This window comes from Paraburkholderia sp. SECH4 (genome assembly GCF_030511745.1).
Taxonomy (GTDB): domain Bacteria; phylum Pseudomonadota; class Gammaproteobacteria; order Burkholderiales; family Burkholderiaceae; genus Paraburkholderia; species Paraburkholderia madseniana.
On sequence record NZ_JALOCP010000001.1, the window covers coordinates 449,031 to 466,327 of the forward strand.

The following is a 17,297-nucleotide window of genomic DNA, read 5'->3' on the forward strand; positions in this document are numbered from 1 at the left end:
ATCCGCATTGCGACACGTAAGCTGCTTTGTGGATTGGCCATCCGGCCAGGGTCCGCTCGCCGCGCTGGCGGGTTAAACTCACGCCCTGAACAGCTAACGCAAAAAGACACCGAGGATGGGCATTCAAACCGCAGCGGCCAATGACGTCGCACAACACACGCCGATGATGCAGCAGTATCTCCGCATCAAGGCGGATCATCCGGGCACGCTGGTGTTCTACCGGATGGGCGACTTCTACGAGCTCTTTTTCGAAGACGCGGAAAAGGCCGCGCGTCTGCTCGATTTAACACTTACGCAGCGCGGCGCGTCGGCGGGCAATCCGATCAAGATGGCAGGCGTGCCGCATCACGCGGTCGAACAGTATCTGGCCAAGCTGGTGAAGCTCGGCGAATCCGTCGCGATTTGCGAACAGATCGGCGACCCGGCCACGTCGAAAGGGCCCGTCGAGCGCAAAGTGATGCGCGTGGTCACGCCGGGCACCTTGACTGATGCAGCCCTGCTGTCCGACAAGAGCGACGTCTACCTGATGGCGCTGTGTGTCGCGCATAACCGTCGCGGCGTCGCAACGAGCGTCGGGCTCGCGTGGTTGAATCTGGCGAGCGGCGCACTGCGCCTCGCCGAAGTGGCGCCCGACCAGGTGGCCGCCGCGCTCGAACGGATTCGTCCCGCGGAAATTCTGGTGGCCGACGCGCCCGCCGACTCCGCGAGCTGGACGCCGCCGGTCAACGCCGGCGCCCTCACCCGCGTGCCGGTCTGGCACTTCGATATCGCCTCGGGCACGCAGCGTCTGTGCGATCAACTGGAAGTGGCCGGCCTCGACGGCTTCGGCGCGCACTCGCTGACAGCGGCATGCGGCGCGGCCGGCGCGCTGCTGCTGTATGCCGCGGCCACGCAAGGCCAGCAATTGCGTCACGTGCGCAGCCTGAAGGTCGAGTACGAGTCCGAATATATCGGGCTCGACCCCGCCACGCGCCGCAATCTTGAACTCACGGAAACGCTGCGCGGCACCGAATCGCCCACGCTGTGTTCACTGCTCGACACCTGCTGCACGACGATGGGTAGCCGCCTGTTGCGTCACTGGCTGCATCATCCCCCGCGCGAAGCTGCTGTGGCGCAAGCACGTCAGCAGGCCATCGGCGCATTGCTCGACGCACCGCTGGGCGCAGGCGTCGACACGCTGCGCGGCGCGTTGCGGCAAATCTCCGACATCGAGCGGATCACCGGGCGTCTCGCGCTGCTGTCGGCGCGGCCCCGCGATCTGTCGAGCCTGCGCGATACGTTCATCGCCTTGCCGGAGTTGCGCACGCAACTCGCGGCCGTTTCGTCCAATGCGGATTCGCTTGCGCGTATCGACGCGTCGCTGGAACCGCCGCAAGCCTGCGTCGAACTGCTCAAGCGCGCGGTCGCGCAGGAGCCAGCCGCGATGGTGCGCGACGGCGGCGTGATCGCCCGCGGCTACGATGCGGAACTCGACGAGTTGCGAGATATTTCGGAGAACTGCGGGCAGTTCCTGATCGACCTCGAAACGCGCGAACGCGCACGCACCGGCATCGGCAATCTGCGTGTCGAGTACAACAAGGTGCATGGCTTCTATATCGAAGTCACGCGCGGCCAGACTGATAAGGTGCCGGACGACTACCGCCGCCGTCAGACGCTGAAAAACGCCGAGCGTTACATCACGCCGGAGCTGAAGACGTTCGAAGACAAGGCGCTGTCCGCGCAGGAACGCGCGCTGGCCCGCGAACGCTCGCTTTACGACGCGTTACTGCAAGCGCTGCTGCCTTTTATCCCGGACTGCCAGCGCGTCGCGGCGGCACTCGCCGAACTCGATCTGCTGGCTGCGTTCGCCGAACGCGCCCGCGCACTCGATTGGGTCGCGCCGACGTTTTCACCGGATACCGGCATCGAAATCGAACAGGGCCGGCATCCGGTTGTCGAGGCGCAGGTCGAGCAATTCATCGCTAACGACTGCACGCTCACACCCGAGCGCAAACTGTTGCTGATCACCGGCCCGAACATGGGCGGTAAATCGACCTTCATGCGGCAGACCGCGCTGATCGCGTTGCTGGCATACGTCGGCAGCTATGTGCCCGCACGCCGCGCGGCATTCGGTCCGATCGATCGCATCTTCACGCGAATCGGGGCAGCGGACGATCTGGCCGGCGGCCGCTCGACCTTCATGGTAGAGATGACGGAAGCGGCGGCGATCCTGAACGACGCAACGCCGCAAAGTCTCGTGCTGATGGACGAGATCGGGCGCGGCACGTCGACGTTCGACGGCCTCGCGCTGGCGTGGGCCATCGCGAGGCACCTGCTCTCGCACAACGGCTGTCATACGCTATTCGCCACCCACTACTTCGAATTGACGCAGTTGCCCGCCGAGTTTCCACACGCGGCCAATGTGCACCTGTCGGCAGTCGAGCATGGGCACGGCATCGTGTTCCTGCATGCGGTCAGCGAAGGGCCGGCGAATCAGAGCTATGGTTTGCAGGTCGCGCAACTGGCCGGTGTGCCGAACGCGGTGATTCGCGCGGCCCGCAAGCATCTTGCGCATCTCGAACAGCAATCGGCGGCGCAACCCGCTCCGCAACTCGATCTGTTCGCCGCGCCCATGCCCATGCTGCTTGAAGACGCCGACGACGAACCCGGTCGCAAGCAAGCAGCAGCGGCGGCGTCGCCGGCCATGCAGGCACTTGTCGAACGTCTGCGCGCAATCGATCCGAACGATCTGCGGCCACGCGAAGCGCTCGATCTGCTGTACGAACTGCACGACCTGGCCGCCGCGCCGGATGCAGATCATTGACGCACACAGGCCCTCGCAGCGCCCGCGCAAACTTTGCGCGGCGCTGACCAACGCCCTCACGGTCACGGGCGGCCTCGTGTCGCTAGCGTCGCTTATGGTGCTCGTGGTGACTGCCCCGCTCGCGCACGCCGAAGCACCGCGCTTTGCCTTCGCGGTCATCGCCAGCACGATGCAAAGCCCCGCCGACGAAGCGCCCACGCAACGTCTGATCGATGCAATCGGCCGTGACCGCGACGTATCGTTCGTCGTCTACGACGGCAATCTGAAGGGCGCGAAAGAAGCCTGCCGCGATGCGCTATACGAACGGCGCCACGCGCTGCTCGAAACGTCGCGGCCCGCCCTCTTCTTCATTCCAGGCCAGCACGACTGGGCCGACTGCGGCACGGCTGAGGCCGGCGGCTTCGACCCGGTCGAGCGGCTCGATCAGCTCCGCCAAACCCTGTTCATCGACTCCACGTCGATGGGTCAGAACCCGATCGCATTGACGCGCGAGAGCGAAGTGTCGCGCTTTCGCCCGTTCCGGGAGAACGTGCGCTGGCAAGTCGGCGATACCGTGTTTGTCGGTCTGAACGCGCCGAGCCCGAACAATCATTATCTGACTGCGGGCGGCCGCAATGGCGAGTTCGAAGATCGCGTGATTGCCAATGCATTCTGGCTCGAACATGCCGGCGAATACGCGAAACGCCGCGACGCGCGCGCGATTGTCGTGTTCATTCAGGGCGACCCCGATCCGGAGCGCTACGAACGGCCCGACCGTTTCGCGTGGCTGCGCTTTGCGCGTAACACGCGCCGCGACGGTTTTCTGGAATTCAAACGCAGCCTCGTCAAACTCGCGCAGATTTTCCGCGGACCGGTGCTGGTGATTCATTGCGACGACGAACGCGCGAGCGCCGGCTTCGTGATCGATCAGCCGCTACGCAATGACAAGGGAATGCTGGTGACGAACCTCACACGTGTCGAGCTTGCGCCGCATGATCGTCTTAACCAGTGGATTCAGATTGAAGCGGATCTCGGCAAGAAACCGCCGTTCCGCGTGAGCGTGCGCGACGTGCCGAGGCAAATGCCAATGCCGACAGCGGCACCGGTGCCGCAGCGCGAAGAGCCAGCCGCTTCGATGCCGGCCGTACCGGCCTTAGGCCCCGCTTCCGAGTTGCCGCCGCTGTTGCAGACACCCGGGCAGCAGCAACCCGACCAACAGCAACACAGACCGACGGATGACGGCAACGGCGAGTATGGGCCTGCCATGTCCGGCCCGCCCGCCTCGACCGTTTTGCCACATGCACCGGGTGCGCCATCAGGCGCTCCCGGCACGCCCGCAAGCTCAGTGCAGCGTGGGCCCTGATTTGTCGTCTTCGGCTTCGTCGTCATCGTCATCGAGGACTTCGAGGCCGTCGGCGCCATGTGCGTGTTCGTGCTGGATTTCGTCTTCCGTAGCCGGACGCACGTCCTTGACGGTCAGCGCGAAACGCAGCGCCATGCCGGCGAGCGGATGGTTGCCGTCGAGCACGACTTTGTCTTCCGCCACGTCGGTCACCACGTAGACGAGCGAATCGAGGTCATCATCGCCTTCCTCCGGCGTGCCTTCGAATTGCATGCCGACTTCGAGCGGTTCCGGGAAGCGATCGCGCGGCTCGATCTTCACGAGATCGGGATCGTACTCGCCGAACGCGTCTTGCGGCTCGAGCTGGATCTGAGTCTCGAAGCCGGCCTCGTGGCCGTCGAGCTCTTCCTCGATCTTGGGGAACGTGCCATCATAGCCGCCGTGCAGATAGACCATCGGCTCGTCGCTTTCTTCAATCAGATTGCCCTGCGCATCCGATAGCTTGTAAGCGACCGACACGACGGTGTTCTTTGCGATTTTCATTCGATTCTCCAGAATACAACTCACATTATACGATGCCCAAGCGGCCCACTGACCACCCGGCCGACGCAGCGTCGGCACGGAATTCCTCACCGGCTTCAACGCCGGCTCGCCCTATTCTCCCGCCCTCGCCCGACACGCCCACGCCCTTGCTCGGCAATCTGACACCGTCCCAATTCATGCGCCGGTACTGGCAAAAGAAGCCACTGCTGATCCGCCAGGCGATCCCGAACGTAGAGGCGCCGCTGTCGCGCGAGGAGTTTTTCGAGCTGGCCGATCAGGACGAAGTCGAAGCGCGTCTGATCACGCACTTTCGCAACAAATGGCAACTGGAGCACGGCCCGTTCGCGCCGGATGAACTGCCGTCGGTCAAGCAGCGCGCCTGGACGCTGCTCGTGCAAGGCGTGGACCTTTACGACGATCGCACGCGTGCCTTGCTCGACCGCTTCCGCTTCGTGCCGGACGCGCGTCTGGACGACCTGATGATTTCGTATGCGAGCGATGGCGGTGGCGTCGGCCCCCACTTCGATTCCTACGATGTGTTTCTTTTGCAAGTAAAGGGCAAGCGGCGGTGGCGAATCAGTGCGCAGAAAGATCTGACACTCCAACCGGGTTTGCCGTTGAAAGTTTTACAGCATTTCGAGGCGGAAGAGGAATGGCTGCTGGAGCCAGGTGACATGCTGTACCTGCCGCCGCATATCGCGCATGACGGTGTCGCCGAAGGCGAATGCATGACCTGCTCAATCGGTTTTCGCGCCCCCTCAGCGGGCGAGTTGACCGCGCAGTTCCTCTATCATCTGGCCGAACGCGGCGACTCTGCCGCGCGGCCCGATGCGCTTTATCGCGATCCTCAACAACCCGCTGTCGACCGTCCGGCAGAGCTGCCCGCCGCATTGATTGAGCGGGTTGGTTCGATCCTTGCTGGCGTCAAGTGGAGTGAGCAGGACATTGCGTCGTTCCTTGGCACGTACCTCAGCGAACCGAAGCCGAGCGTCGTGTTTGATCCGCCGCAACGACCGCTCAATGAAGCCCGTTTCATCAGTCAGGCATCCAAGTCTGGCATTCGACTGGACCGCAAGACTAATTTGTTGTACAACCGCCGTTTTTTCTTCGTAAATGGAGAGGAAACGCCGTTTAATGGGGCCAAAAAGTGGTTGTTTGACCTCGCTGACCATCGGTGTTTGAGTGCGAAACGCTTTGTAACACTCTCAGACGATTCGTCGGTGACAGCACTGCTTCACGAGTGGTATTGTGCGGGCTGGATACAAGTGGGCGAGCTTGCGTAACTCTGCCCGCCTGTTATACCGTACTGTGAAATTTTGTATGAGAAAGACAACGTATTGACCCCGGATTTATGGATTGTCAGTACGAAAGTGCATATAATTTCCGCCCAAGCCGTAGGGAAGATTCTAGCTCGTCAAAAGAGCGTCTCCACCAGCGGCCCAGGTCGGTGTTGGAGCACATTACCGGTATTATTTTGCGCTGTTGCTTACCTTTAACCATAAAAGGACGTGATCATGAAGAAATCCCTCCTCGTAGCATCCCTGTTGGCAGCTGTGGCACTGGCTGCATGCAACAAGAGCAACGATCAAGCCGCTGCACCGGCTGCTAGCGACGCTGCTGCCGCTTCGGCACCGGCTGCTGCAGCTTCGGATTCGGCTGCTGCTGCTTCGGGTGCGGCTGCTGCTGCGAGCGATGCTGCTGCTTCGGCTACGGCCGCTGCTTCGGACGCAGGCGCTGCTGCTTCGGCTGCTGCTCCGGCTTCGGGCGCAAGCCAGTAAGCTGTCGCATAGGGTTCGCCTCTGGGCGAAAACTGCTCCAGGAAATCACCTCGATTTCCTGGACAGTAAAGCAAAACGCCACGGATTCAAATCCGTGGCGTTTTGTCATTTAAGCGCCGGTTTTTACAACGGCATTCACTTAATCGCCTGCTATTCAGCCGGCGTTGCGTTCTCTTCGAAGAATTCGCGCACGACTTCGATCTCACGTGTGCGTTTGAACGGCGGCAGGCTCTGCCATATACGGCGCCCATACGGTTTGTCGACGAGGCGCGTGTCGCAGATCATCAGCACGCCGCGATCGGTCTCGGCGCGAATCAGACGGCCTGCGCCCTGCTTGAGGGTAATCACAGCCTGCGGCAACTGATGGACGGCGAACGGGCTCAAACCCTTCTTCGTCAGCGCATCGAGACGCGCCGACAGCACTGGGTCATCAGGCGGCGCAAACGGCAGCTTGTCGATCACGACCAGCGAGAGCGCATCGCCACGCACATCCACGCCCTCCCAGAAGCTCTGGCTGCCCACCAGAATCGCATTGCCGTACGTACGGAAGCGATCGAGCAACTCGGTGCGGCTCGCGTCACCCTGCACGAGCAATGGATAGTCCCAGCCGCGTGCCTCAATGGTGTCGCGCAGTTTGGCCGAGATGCGGTCCACCGCGCGCAACGTCGTGCACAACATGAATACGCCGCCGCCCGATGCTTCGATCGCGGGCAATGCAGCGTCGAACACGGCGTCGGTGAACATCGGCGACGAAGGCTGCGGCAAATTGCGCGGCACGTACAGAAGCCCTTGCGTCGGATAGTCGAAGGGGCTCGGCAGCGTCATCGAGCGTTTTGCGTTCAGACCCATCTGCGCCGCGTAGTGCGTGAAGTCGCCGCGCACCGACAACGTCGCCGAAGTGAAGATCCACGCGCGCGGCACACCGGCGCGCTGCTTCGCGAAGATTGGCGCGACCGACAGCGGCGTTTCGTGCAACTGCACCGTATGCGCGAACACTTCGATCCAGCGCACCTTTTCGTTCGGATCGGCACGTTCGGCCTTGGCGTCCGCCGCGGCGGCGTCAGCGGCTGCGCGTTCGGTCTCAGTGGGCGGCGTGGTCCAGCCCGCGAGCACGCCTTGCAACTCACGTGCGCGGCGCAAACACGCCCCGATCGATTCGGCTCGCTCGGCCTGACTGGACAACGCGGACGTCAGTGCGTCGAGCTCGGCTTCCAGCGTTTCGAGCGCGGGGAATAGAGGATGATCGTCGGGCAACTGACCGATCGACAAGCGCACCGAGTCTTCCTTGAAAGCGAGCCGCACGTCACGCGCCGCGCGTTCGAGTGTCGAGCCGAGCTTCACCCAGTCGACCGATTCACGCGCATGACCCAGGCCCTCCGCCACGGAATCGCGCGCGAGCTCGAGAAATTGCGTGGTGGAAAGCGTCTCGCCGAAAAACAGCGTCGCGGTTTCCGGCAGTTGATGCGCTTCGTCGAAGATGACGGTGTTCGCCGTAGGCAGCAATTCAGCCATGCCGGTATCGCGCAACATGATGTCGGCGAAAAACAGATGGTGATTGACCACCACGATGTCGGCCTGCTGCGCCTCGCGGCGCGCCTGCATCACGAAGCACTCCTTGTAATGCGGGCACTCCTGGCCAAGACAGTTCTCACGCGTGGACGTGACCATCGACCACACTGCCGCCGTTTCCGGCACGCTCGCGAGTTCGGCCTTGTCGCCGGTGCGCGTGATCTTGGCAAAGCGAATGATGTCCTGCAGATACGAGGTTTCCTGGCGCGACGGCAGACGGCCGTTGTCCGCTGTGCGCTGCAGGTAGTAATGGCACAGGTAGTTCGCGCGGCCCTTGAGCATCGCCACCGATACCGGCACAGCGAGCGCGTCGCGCACGGTCGGAATGTCGCGCTGAAAGAGCTGATCCTGCAAATGCTTGGTGCCGGTGGAGACGATCACCTTGCCGCCCCACAACATGGCCGGCACGAGATACGCATAGGTCTTGCCGGTGCCGGTGCCCGCTTCCACGATCAGCGTGTTTTCGCTGCCGTCGAGACCGTTCGATTCGTCGTTTTCGGGGGCAACAGTTGCAGCCTCCGCGCCTGGCGATTGCAGACGCCGCGCCGGACGCTTTTGCGCCTCGAACATTGCGGGCTCGGGCATCGCGCGGCCCGACGCTTCCATGGCCGCCGCGACGGCGCGCGACATCTCGATCTGCGACGCGCGCGAACGATAGCCGTCAATCTGACGGGCGAGCAGGCCGTTGTCGGCGAAGATATCGTCCAGTTCGGCGACGCGGCGTGGATTCAACGACGCGGAGAGCGCGGACGCGGAAGGACGCGGCGCCGGTGTGCCGGCCACCGGAGCGCCGGCCGGAGCGTCCTCGCCCGCCGTGGCGCGTGGTGAAGTTTCAAGCGGTGAATTCAAGGCAAGCGTTTCCTGCAAAGTCCGGCGCGCGCGGCGCGACCCGGCACCTGCCAGGGCGCGAACTCAGGCGCGTGCGTCCGGTTCGAGCTGCAATTGCAGCAAGATGATGGTGTCCTTGACTTTGAGTTTGCGCTTTTTCAGGCGCTGCAACTCGAAGTCGTCGATGCCGGGCTCTTCCGACATTCGGTCGATCAAGCGATCGAGCCCACTATGCTCCGATTCCAGTTGCAGAATACGGTCGCGCAATGTGTCTGCGGTGATGACGTGATGTTGATCGCGCATGCTCGCCTCCGCTCGTAAGCGGCACGGGCTGCGTGTGCAGCCCGATGCCTGAGGTTGCTGTCCGGCTTAAAACGCGTTACGGCGACTACTGCCTGGCTACTACCCTACCAGAACCCGCTACAGCACACCTACTGTTGTTCCTGTTGCTGCTTTCGCTGTTCTTCAAGTTGCTGTTGCTCTTTCAACTGGTCCTGACGTTTCTGCTCGGCTTTCTCGGCCGCCTGCTTCTGACGAGCCTCGACGTCGGCCTTGTGTTGCGCCGCGTCGGCCTGCTTCTTCTCGAAGGTCTGCTGCTTCTCCACCCGCTCCTGCGCCTTTTGCGCGCCCTGCTGACGCGCCTGGTCGAGCTTGCGCTGGAAGTCGCCCTGCTTCTGATCGTATGCCTGGCTGTTGGCTGCGGCTTGCGACGGACTGATGCCGCGCTGCGCCTGATCCAGCGCGTGCTGTTGTTGCTTCTGCTGATAGGCTTGCGCGTTGGCGCTGCGTTGCGGCGCCTCGGCCGCGCGCTGCGCCTGGTCGAGCTGGTGTTGGCGCTGCTTGTCTTCGTAGGCTTGAGCGTTACGCGCGTCGTCAGCGGCACGCTGCGGCGCGCTGGCTTCGTCCTGGGCGCGTTTGAGCGCTGCCTGCTCGTCACGCTGGCGGGCGCGCTGGACACGCTGTTCGCCGTCTAGCGCGAGCTGTTCCTTGCGAATATCGGCCTGCACCGAACGCATGCTGTCGCGCGCCTTGTTCAGACAGTGGTTGACAAAGAACTTACTGTAGCAATCGTGTTCGGCGACCGCGTAACGGTAGTTGTTTTCCTCAGTGCGCTGATCGAGAACTTTCTGCCGCGCTTCGAATGCGCTGTCAGACGATGCCGCGTTATCGGCATTGTCCGCGCCCGTGGCGTTCAGGGTGCTCGTTGTGCCCGAAGCGGCTGCCGGCGCCAGACTGCTGGCGGCCACAAGCGGCGCTGCGGATTGCGCTACGGCCGGCGCGGACACCGCCAGCGAAGCTGCCATGACGCACGACGCGCACGAAGCGAAAAACATCCCATTGGACGGAAGCGCAGACCTGAACAGCGACCGCAACGCCGACATGAGCGATGTAAGCGGCGAGCGCGACAAACGCGGCGTCAGAAAAAGCGGTAATTGTGACAAGCGAGAGACCAAGCGGGAGTCCAGGCGGTTGAGGGACAAGGAGGTTGGCAACGTCGTAATTGGTCAACGGAACATGCCCGAAATTCTATCACCCTGCGGTTGAGCCCTTTTGCATTTATGGCAAAATGCCCCGCTCCAGCAACCTGGTCGCAGCGCGCACGCCCAGCGTGCACCGGCGTGCCCGACGTGGGCCCGGCGCGCGTCTGGCATGTACTTGGCATGTGCCGCTACCGCGCGACCTTTGATTGAGCAGCAGGAACACCAAGACCTTATGACGGAAACCGTAGCACTCAAGATCGTACAGCGCATCGCCGCCGAACTGTCCGTCCAGCCGCGCCAGGTCGCGGCCGCGGTGCAACTTCTCGACGAAGGAGCGACTGTTCCGTTCATCGCCCGCTACCGGAAGGAAGTGACCGACAATCTCGACGACACGCAACTGCGTAATCTCGAGGAGCGCCTGCTGTACCTGCGCGAGCTGGAAGACCGGCGCGCCACGATCATTGCGAGCATCGACGAACAGGGCAAGCTCACCGACGAACTGCGCGCCGCGATAGAAGGCGCCGACAGCAAGCAGGTGCTGGAAGACCTGTATCTCCCCTACAAGCCGAAGCGCCGCACGCGCGCGCAGATCGCCCGCGAAGCCGGTCTGCAGCCGCTCGCCGACGCGCTGCTGGCCAATCCCCTGCTCGACCCGCAAACCGAAGCCGCCACCTACGTGGACGCCGAGAAAGGCGTCGCCGACATCAAGGCCGCGCTCGACGGCGCGCGCGACATTCTCTCCGAACAGTTCGGCGAAACCGCGGATCTGCTCGGCAAGCTGCGCGATTACCTGTTCAACCAGGGCGTGGTGTCGTCGAAAGTGGTCGAGGGCAAGGAAAACGCGGAAGAAGAAAAATTCCGCGATTACTACGATTATGCGGAAACCATCCGGACCGTGCCGTCGCATCGCGCGCTGGCTTTGTTCCGCGGCCGCAATGCAGGCGTGCTGATGGTCAAACTGGGTCTCGGCGAAGAACTCGACGCGCAGGTGCCGCACCCGGGCGAAGCGTTGATCGCCCGCCACTTCGGCATCGCCAATCAGAACCGCCCGGGCGACAAGTGGCTCGCCGACGTGTGCCGCTGGTGCTGGCGCGTGAAGGTGCAGCCGCATATCGAAAACGAACTGCTGACCAATCTGCGCGACGAAGCCGAACATGAAGCGATTCGCGTGTTCGCGCGCAACCTGAAGGACTTGCTGCTGGCAGCACCCGCAGGACCGAAGGCCGTGATCGGGCTCGATCCGGGCATGCGCACCGGCGTGAAAGTCGCGGTGGTCGATCGGACCGGCAAGGTGCTCGCCACCGACGTGATTTATCCCCACGAGCCGCGTCGCGACTGGGATGGCTCGATTGCGAAACTGGCGCGCATCTGTGCACAGACGCAGGCTGAGTTGATCAGTATCGGCAACGGCACGGCGTCGCGGGAAACGGACAAGCTTGCGAGCGAACTGATCGCGCGTCATCCGGAGTTCAAGCTGCAGAAGATCGTCGTCTCGGAAGCCGGCGCGTCGGTGTATTCGGCCTCCGAACTCGCGGCGAAGGAATTTCCGGACATGGACGTGTCGCTGCGCGGCGCCGTGTCGATTGCGCGCCGTCTGCAGGATCCGCTCGCGGAATTGGTGAAGATCGAGCCGAAGGCAATCGGCGTCGGCCAGTACCAGCATGACGTGAATCAGCGCGAACTGGCCCGCTCGCTCGACGCGGTGGTCGAGGATTGCGTGAACGCGGTCGGCGTGGATGCCAATACGGCGTCGGTCGCGTTGCTCGCGCGCGTGTCGGGTTTGAACGCGACGCTGGCTCGCAACATCGTCGACTATCGCGATGCAAACGGCCCGTTCCCGTCGCGCGAACATCTGCGCAAGGTGCCGCGTCTGGGCGACAAAACCTTCGAACAGGCCGCCGGTTTCCTGCGCATCAACAACGGCGAGAACCCGCTCGACCGCTCGTCGGTTCACCCGGAAGCGTATCCCGTCGTGGAACGCATGCTCGCGAAGATCAGCAAGCACGTCGGCGAAGTGCTCGGCAATCGCGACGCGCTGCGTGGCCTCTCGCCGGCCGAATTCGTCGACGAGCGTTTCGGCCTGCCGACCGTGCGCGACATTCTGCTGGAACTCGAAAAGCCGGGCCGCGACCCGCGCCCCGAGTTCAAGACCGCGACCTTCCGCGAAGGCGTCGAGAAGGTCAGCGATCTGACGCCGGGCATGGTGCTCGAAGGCGTCGTGACGAACGTGGCGGCCTTCGGTGCGTTCGTCGACATCGGCGTGCATCAGGACGGTCTGGTGCACGTGTCGGCCATGTCGACGAAGTTCATCAAAGACCCGCACGAAGTAGTCAAGGCCGGCCAGATCGTCAAGGTGAAGGTGCTGGAAGTCGACGTGAAGCGCCAGCGTATCGCGCTGACCATGCGTCTGGACGACGAGTTCGGCGCGGCGGCCGCGCAGCGCAGCGGTGGGGGCGCCCAACAGGATCGTGGCGGTTCCGGCCGCTCGGGTGGCGGCGGTGGCCGCGGCGCGCAGCAACAGCGCTCGCGTGAGCCGGAAGCAGGCGGCGCAATGGCCGCGGCATTCGCCAAGCTCAAGCAGAAGTAAGCGGGTTCGTCAGCGCGTGATTCACTCACGCACTGACGTCCACGAGACGAAGCGGCAAAAAAAAGCCCACGCAATTGCGTGGGCTTTTTTTATCTCCTATCGCTTGCCGCGCCTTCGCATGCAAGGCGCGTCCGAACCTCGATCCATCGCGTCAGATCTCGATCTTTGTCCCCAACTCCACCACCCGGTTGGCGGGAATGCTGAAGAAGTCGGTCGGCTTGGCGGCGTTCTGGTGCATCCATGCGAACACACGTTCGCGCCACACCGACATGCCCGGCAACTGCGTTGGCACAACCGTTTCGCGAGCCAGGAAGAAGGACGTGTCCATCATCTCGAAGGTCATGTCGTGCGTGCGACCGACCTCGAGCAGCACCGCCTTCACGTCAGGCGTTTCGTTGAAACCGTACGCCGCCTTGACGAGGTACAGGCCACCATTGAGATCCCTGACCGTCACGCGATCCGCGTCATTTACATACGGAATATCGAGCGTCACGAAGGTCAGGAAAATGGTGCGCTCGTGCAGCACCTTGTTGTGCTTAAGGTTGTGCAGCAAGCTCACCGGCACGAGCGAATCGCTGCCCGTCAGATAGATCGCCGTACCCGACACGCGATGCGGCGGATGCGCGAGCAAGCCCTGCAGGAACGGCATGAGCGGAATGCCGTCAGCGGCCGTGCGCTCCTTGACGATCATCCTGCCCTTGAACCACGTCATCAGCAGGAAGAACAGCAACGCGCCGATGCCGAGCGGCAACCAGCCGCCCTCTTCGACCTTCAGCAGATTGGCGCCGAAAAAGCCTAAGTCGACCACCATGAATACGCCGATGATCATCGCCACGAGAAGCTTGTTCCACTTCCACACCTTGACCATCACGACGCAGGCAAGGACCGTAGTGATCACCATGGTGGCCGTCACCGCGATACCGTAGGCGGCGGCGAGATTATCCGAACTCTTGAACGCGATCACGATGCACAGAATGATGAACAGCAGCATCCAGTTCACCACCGGCACATAGATCTGACCGATCGCCAGGTCCGACGTGTGCAGGATCTTCATGCGCGGCACGTAGCCGAGCTGGATCGCCTGGCTCGTCAGCGAATAGGCACCGGAAATCACTGCCTGTGACGCAATCACGGTCGCCACCGTCGACAGCACCACGAGCGGCAGCAACGCCCAATCCGGCGCGAGCAGGAAGAACGGGTTTTCGATCGCCTTCGGGTCATGCATCAGCAGCGCGCCCTGGCCGAAGTAGTTGAGCACCAGCGAGGGCATCACGAGGCAGTACCACGCCATCCGGATCGGTTTGGCGCCGAAGTGACCCATGTCGGCGTAAAGCGCTTCGGCGCCGGTCAGCACCAGCACGACCGAGCCGAGCACCACGTAGGCCTGCAACACATGCGCTGCCATAAAGGTGTAGGCGTAATACGGGTTCAGTGCGCTGATCACGTTCGGCGACTGAATGATGTGCCACAGACCCAGCGCGGCGAGCACCAGGAACCACAGCACCATGATCGGACCGAACAGGCGGCCGACGGTGGCCGTGCCGTGCCGCTGAATCCAGAACAGCAGCACGAGAATCACCATGGTGAGCGGCAATACCAGATGAGACATATTGGGCGCCGCGATCTCCAGACCCTCGACCGCCGAGATCACCGAAATAGCGGGCGTAATCACCGCGTCACCATAGAACATGCAGGCGCCGAAGATGCCGAGCATCATCAGCAAGCCGGCCGCTTTCGCCTTCTGGTCGACAGAGCGCAGCGCCAGCGCCATCAGCGCGAGAACACCGCCTTCGCCGTTGTTGTCGGCGCGCATTACGAACAATACGTACTTGATGCTGACCACGATCACGATCGCCCAGAACAGCAGCGAGATCACGCCCAAAATCGATTGATCGGTCAGCGGAATGCCATGTGACGGGCTGAAAGCTTCTTTCAGAGAGTACAGCGGGCTCGTGCCGATATCGCCGAACACCACTCCGATCGCGGCAATCGCGAGGGAAGGCAGAGGCTGTTTGTGCACGTGATTGTTATCTGTCATAGACGCGAGGAAATCCGTTCCCTGAGCGGAAAAAACGACCGCTATTCTAAACTGCCCGCCTAGCGCCGCCCGGCTTGTTGTGGATACACCACGTGGATGGTCCGCGCAGTGTAGCACTGCGATTTGGGCGCGTCTGCTGCGTCAGGCGTTTCGCCGGCACAGCATGGGCGTTTTGCAAGGCGCCGTTCGCAGAGCACATACGGCGGACATATAACGCGCCATAAAAAAACGGAGCCCAATCGGGCTCCGTTTTGCAGGCACTGCACGGGATACGACGCGATACACAAGACGTCGTAGCGTGCATCACGTGCCCGACGACTCCTGGTCCTGCTGCATGCCGCGCTTGATCCACGCGCCGAGGTTATGCGGACGAACCGTGTCCCACTCCTCGAACGGCTGGTGAATCCACGGATTGGTAGGCAAATACTGCACATGGTAATCAGGCTTCACTTTCGAGCAGCCCTTGTACCAGAGTACCGCCGAGCGCACCGCGGTGATCGCCGGATAGCGTTCTTTCAGATGCTGCTGCACGCGTGCCAGCGTCACGCCCGAATCGACCAGATCGTCGACCAGCAGCACGTTGCCGTGCAACTCGCCGCGCGTCATCGTGATGTATTGCGCGATGTCGAGCTCGCCCTGCTCCGTGCCTGCCGCCTCACGATACGAACTTGTGGCGAGAATCGCCAGCGGCAGATCGTAAATACGCGAGAGCTGGTCGCCGACGCGCAAACCACCGCGCGCGAGGCACAGAATCTTGTCGAACTTCCAGCCCGATTCGTGCACCTGCAACGCCAGCAGTTCAATCAGCCGGTGATATTCGTCCCAGCCGACCCACAGGTTCTTGTCGTCGTTGCGCGGATCTTTCATCGCAATCATGGGTACACCTTGCACCATGGCTTAAACCTTGAACGGATGACGAAGCAGAATCGTTTCGTCGCGATCCGGACCGGTCGACACCATGTCGATCGGAATGCCCGCGACTTCCTGCACACGCGTCAGATACGCACGCGCGGTGGCCGGCAACTTGTCCCATTCCGTGATGCCGACGGTGCTTTCCTTCCAGCCCGCGAAGGTTTCGTACACCGGCACGCAACGCGCGACTTCCGACGCGCCACGCGGCAGCAGGTCGACGTTCTTGCCGTCGACCGTGTAGCCGACGCACAGCTTCACTTCGTCGAGGCCGTCGAGCACGTCGAGCTTGGTCATGCACAGACCCGACACGCCGTTGATCTGGATCGAGCGGCGCAGCGCGGCGGCGTCAAGCCAGCCGGTGCGGCGCGGACGGCCGGTGACCGAGCCGAATTCCTTGCCGACCTTGGCGAGTTCCAGGCCGATCGGTTCCTGACGCGCGGCGTTATCCGCGTCGTACAGTTCGCTCGGGAAAGGGCCCGAACCGACACGCGTGCAATACGCCTTGGTGATACCGAGAATGTAGTTCAGCTTTTGCGGACCGACGCCGGCACCCGCGGTAGCCGCACCGGCCACGCAGTTGCTCGACGTGACGTACGGATAGGTACCGTGGTCGATGTCGAGCAGCGTGCCTTGCGCACCTTCGAACAGCAGGTTGTTGCCTGCGGCATTTTCGTCGTACAGACGACGCGACACGTCGGTCACCATCGGCTTCAGACGGTCGGCATAGCTCAGCATCGTGTCGAGCGTTTGCTGGAAGTCGACCGCGGCGACGCCCAGGTATTGCGTCAGCACGAAGTTGTGATAATCGAGATTTTCACGCAGACGTTCGGCGAAGCTCTCCGGCTCGAACAGGTCCTGCACGCGCAAACCGCGGCGCGCCACCTTGTCTTCGTAGGCCGGGCCGATGCCGCGGCCGGTGGTGCCGATCTTGCTCGCGCCGCGGCGCGCTTCGCGGCCCTGGTCGATGGCAATGTGGTACGGCAGGATCAGGGTGGTGGCTTCGGAAATGAAGAGGCGATTCTGAACATCGACCCCGGCGGCTTCGAGCTCGCCAATTTCCTTGAACAGCGCTTCCGGCGACAACACGACGCCATTGCCGATGTAGCACGCGACGCCGGGATGCATGATGCCCGACGGAATCAGACGCAAGATGGTTTTCTTGCCGCCGATGATAAGCGTGTGACCGGCATTGTGACCGCCCTGGAAGCGAACGACGCCTTGAGCGTGGTCCGTCAGCCAGTCGACGATCTTGCCCTTGCCTTCATCACCCCACTGGGTCCCCACGACGACGACGTTGCGCCCGGGGTTCACATTCACTGCGCTGGCAGACATGTTGTTTCGTAAGCTGGTTAAAAACGTATTCTACCTATGTTCGCGGAACCTTCCGAATTTTTCCGTTTCCGCTCAACGGTATGCACGTTATGGTGGGTATAGGGA

At 62.5% G+C, this 17,297-nt stretch carries 13 protein-coding genes; 6 read left to right on the forward strand and 7 right to left on the reverse strand.

The window, feature by feature from the left end; translation table 11 throughout:
* Positions 1 to 115: 115 nt before the first annotated feature.
* Positions 116 to 2,803: a DNA mismatch repair protein MutS gene (mutS, locus tag M0D67_RS01930; protein ID WP_154565119.1), complete on the forward strand. Its 2,688-nt coding sequence runs from the start codon at positions 116 to 118 to the stop codon at positions 2,801 to 2,803.
* Positions 2,790 to 4,145, forward strand: coding sequence for a hypothetical protein (locus tag M0D67_RS01935; RefSeq protein WP_154565121.1), 1,356 nt, complete (start codon positions 2,790 to 2,792; stop codon positions 4,143 to 4,145). Before mutS ends, M0D67_RS01935 begins: the two co-directional genes overlap by 14 nt.
* Here M0D67_RS01935 and M0D67_RS01940 read toward each other — a convergent pair.
* Positions 4,125 to 4,667 carry a peptidylprolyl isomerase gene (locus M0D67_RS01940; protein WP_154565123.1) on the reverse strand — a complete coding sequence of 181 codons (543 nt, stop codon included), beginning with the start codon at positions 4,665 to 4,667 and terminating at the stop codon, positions 4,125 to 4,127. The two genes, M0D67_RS01935 and M0D67_RS01940, sit on opposite strands and share 21 nt — an antisense overlap.
* A 32-nt stretch (positions 4,668 to 4,699) precedes the next feature.
* Here M0D67_RS01940 and M0D67_RS01945 point away from each other — a divergent pair, with 32 nt between their 5' ends.
* Positions 4,700 to 5,950 carry a cupin domain-containing protein gene (locus M0D67_RS01945; RefSeq protein ID WP_154565125.1) on the forward strand — a complete coding sequence of 417 codons (1,251 nt, stop codon included), beginning with the start codon at positions 4,700 to 4,702 and terminating at the stop codon, positions 5,948 to 5,950.
* 231 nt (positions 5,951 to 6,181) lie between these two features.
* Entirely contained in the window at positions 6,182 to 6,445 is a 264-nt protein-coding gene (locus tag M0D67_RS01950) for a hypothetical protein (protein ID WP_054041874.1), read from the forward strand.
* A gap of 150 nt (positions 6,446 to 6,595) precedes the next feature.
* On the opposite strand, the gene M0D67_RS01955 is transcribed toward M0D67_RS01950, so the two are convergent.
* The 3 genes from M0D67_RS01955 to M0D67_RS01965 all read right to left on the reverse strand — a co-directional run bounded on the left by M0D67_RS01955 (position 6,596) and on the right by M0D67_RS01965 (position 10,176).
* Positions 6,596 to 8,863 carry an ATP-dependent DNA helicase gene (locus M0D67_RS01955; protein WP_154565127.1) on the reverse strand — a complete coding sequence of 756 codons (2,268 nt, stop codon included), beginning with the start codon at positions 8,861 to 8,863 and terminating at the stop codon, positions 6,596 to 6,598.
* A gap of 63 nt (positions 8,864 to 8,926) precedes the next feature.
* A complete protein-coding gene (locus M0D67_RS01960) occupies positions 8,927 to 9,145 on the reverse strand; it encodes a DUF465 domain-containing protein (RefSeq protein WP_093633515.1) in 219 nt (72 codons plus the stop codon).
* 128 nt (positions 9,146 to 9,273) lie between these two features.
* Entirely contained in the window at positions 9,274 to 10,176 is a 903-nt protein-coding gene (locus tag M0D67_RS01965; protein WP_154565129.1) for a hypothetical protein, read from the reverse strand.
* Here M0D67_RS01965 and M0D67_RS01970 point away from each other — a divergent pair.
* A complete protein-coding gene (locus tag M0D67_RS01970; RefSeq protein ID WP_166618268.1) occupies positions 10,145 to 10,387 on the forward strand; it encodes a hypothetical protein in 243 nt (80 codons plus the stop codon). The two genes, M0D67_RS01965 and M0D67_RS01970, sit on opposite strands and share 32 nt — an antisense overlap.
* A gap of 168 nt (positions 10,388 to 10,555) precedes the next feature.
* A complete protein-coding gene (locus M0D67_RS01975; protein WP_154565131.1) occupies positions 10,556 to 12,910 on the forward strand; it encodes a Tex family protein in 2,355 nt (784 codons plus the stop codon).
* A 151-nt stretch (positions 12,911 to 13,061) separates the two neighbouring features.
* On the opposite strand, the gene M0D67_RS01980 is transcribed toward M0D67_RS01975, so the two are convergent.
* The 3 genes from M0D67_RS01980 to M0D67_RS01990 all read right to left on the reverse strand — a co-directional run bounded on the left by M0D67_RS01980 (position 13,062) and on the right by M0D67_RS01990 (position 17,192).
* Positions 13,062 to 14,948: a potassium transporter Kup gene (locus tag M0D67_RS01980; RefSeq protein WP_154565133.1), complete on the reverse strand. Its 1,887-nt coding sequence runs from the start codon at positions 14,946 to 14,948 to the stop codon at positions 13,062 to 13,064.
* A gap of 303 nt (positions 14,949 to 15,251) precedes the next feature.
* Positions 15,252 to 15,842, reverse strand: a complete 591-nt coding sequence (locus M0D67_RS01985; protein ID WP_054041857.1) for a phosphoribosyltransferase — start codon at positions 15,840 to 15,842, stop codon at positions 15,252 to 15,254.
* Positions 15,843 to 15,845: 3 nt separating this feature from the next.
* Entirely contained in the window at positions 15,846 to 17,192 is a 1,347-nt protein-coding gene (locus M0D67_RS01990) for an adenylosuccinate synthase (RefSeq protein ID WP_054041858.1), read from the reverse strand.
* Between the last annotated feature and the right edge of the window lie 105 nt (positions 17,193 to 17,297).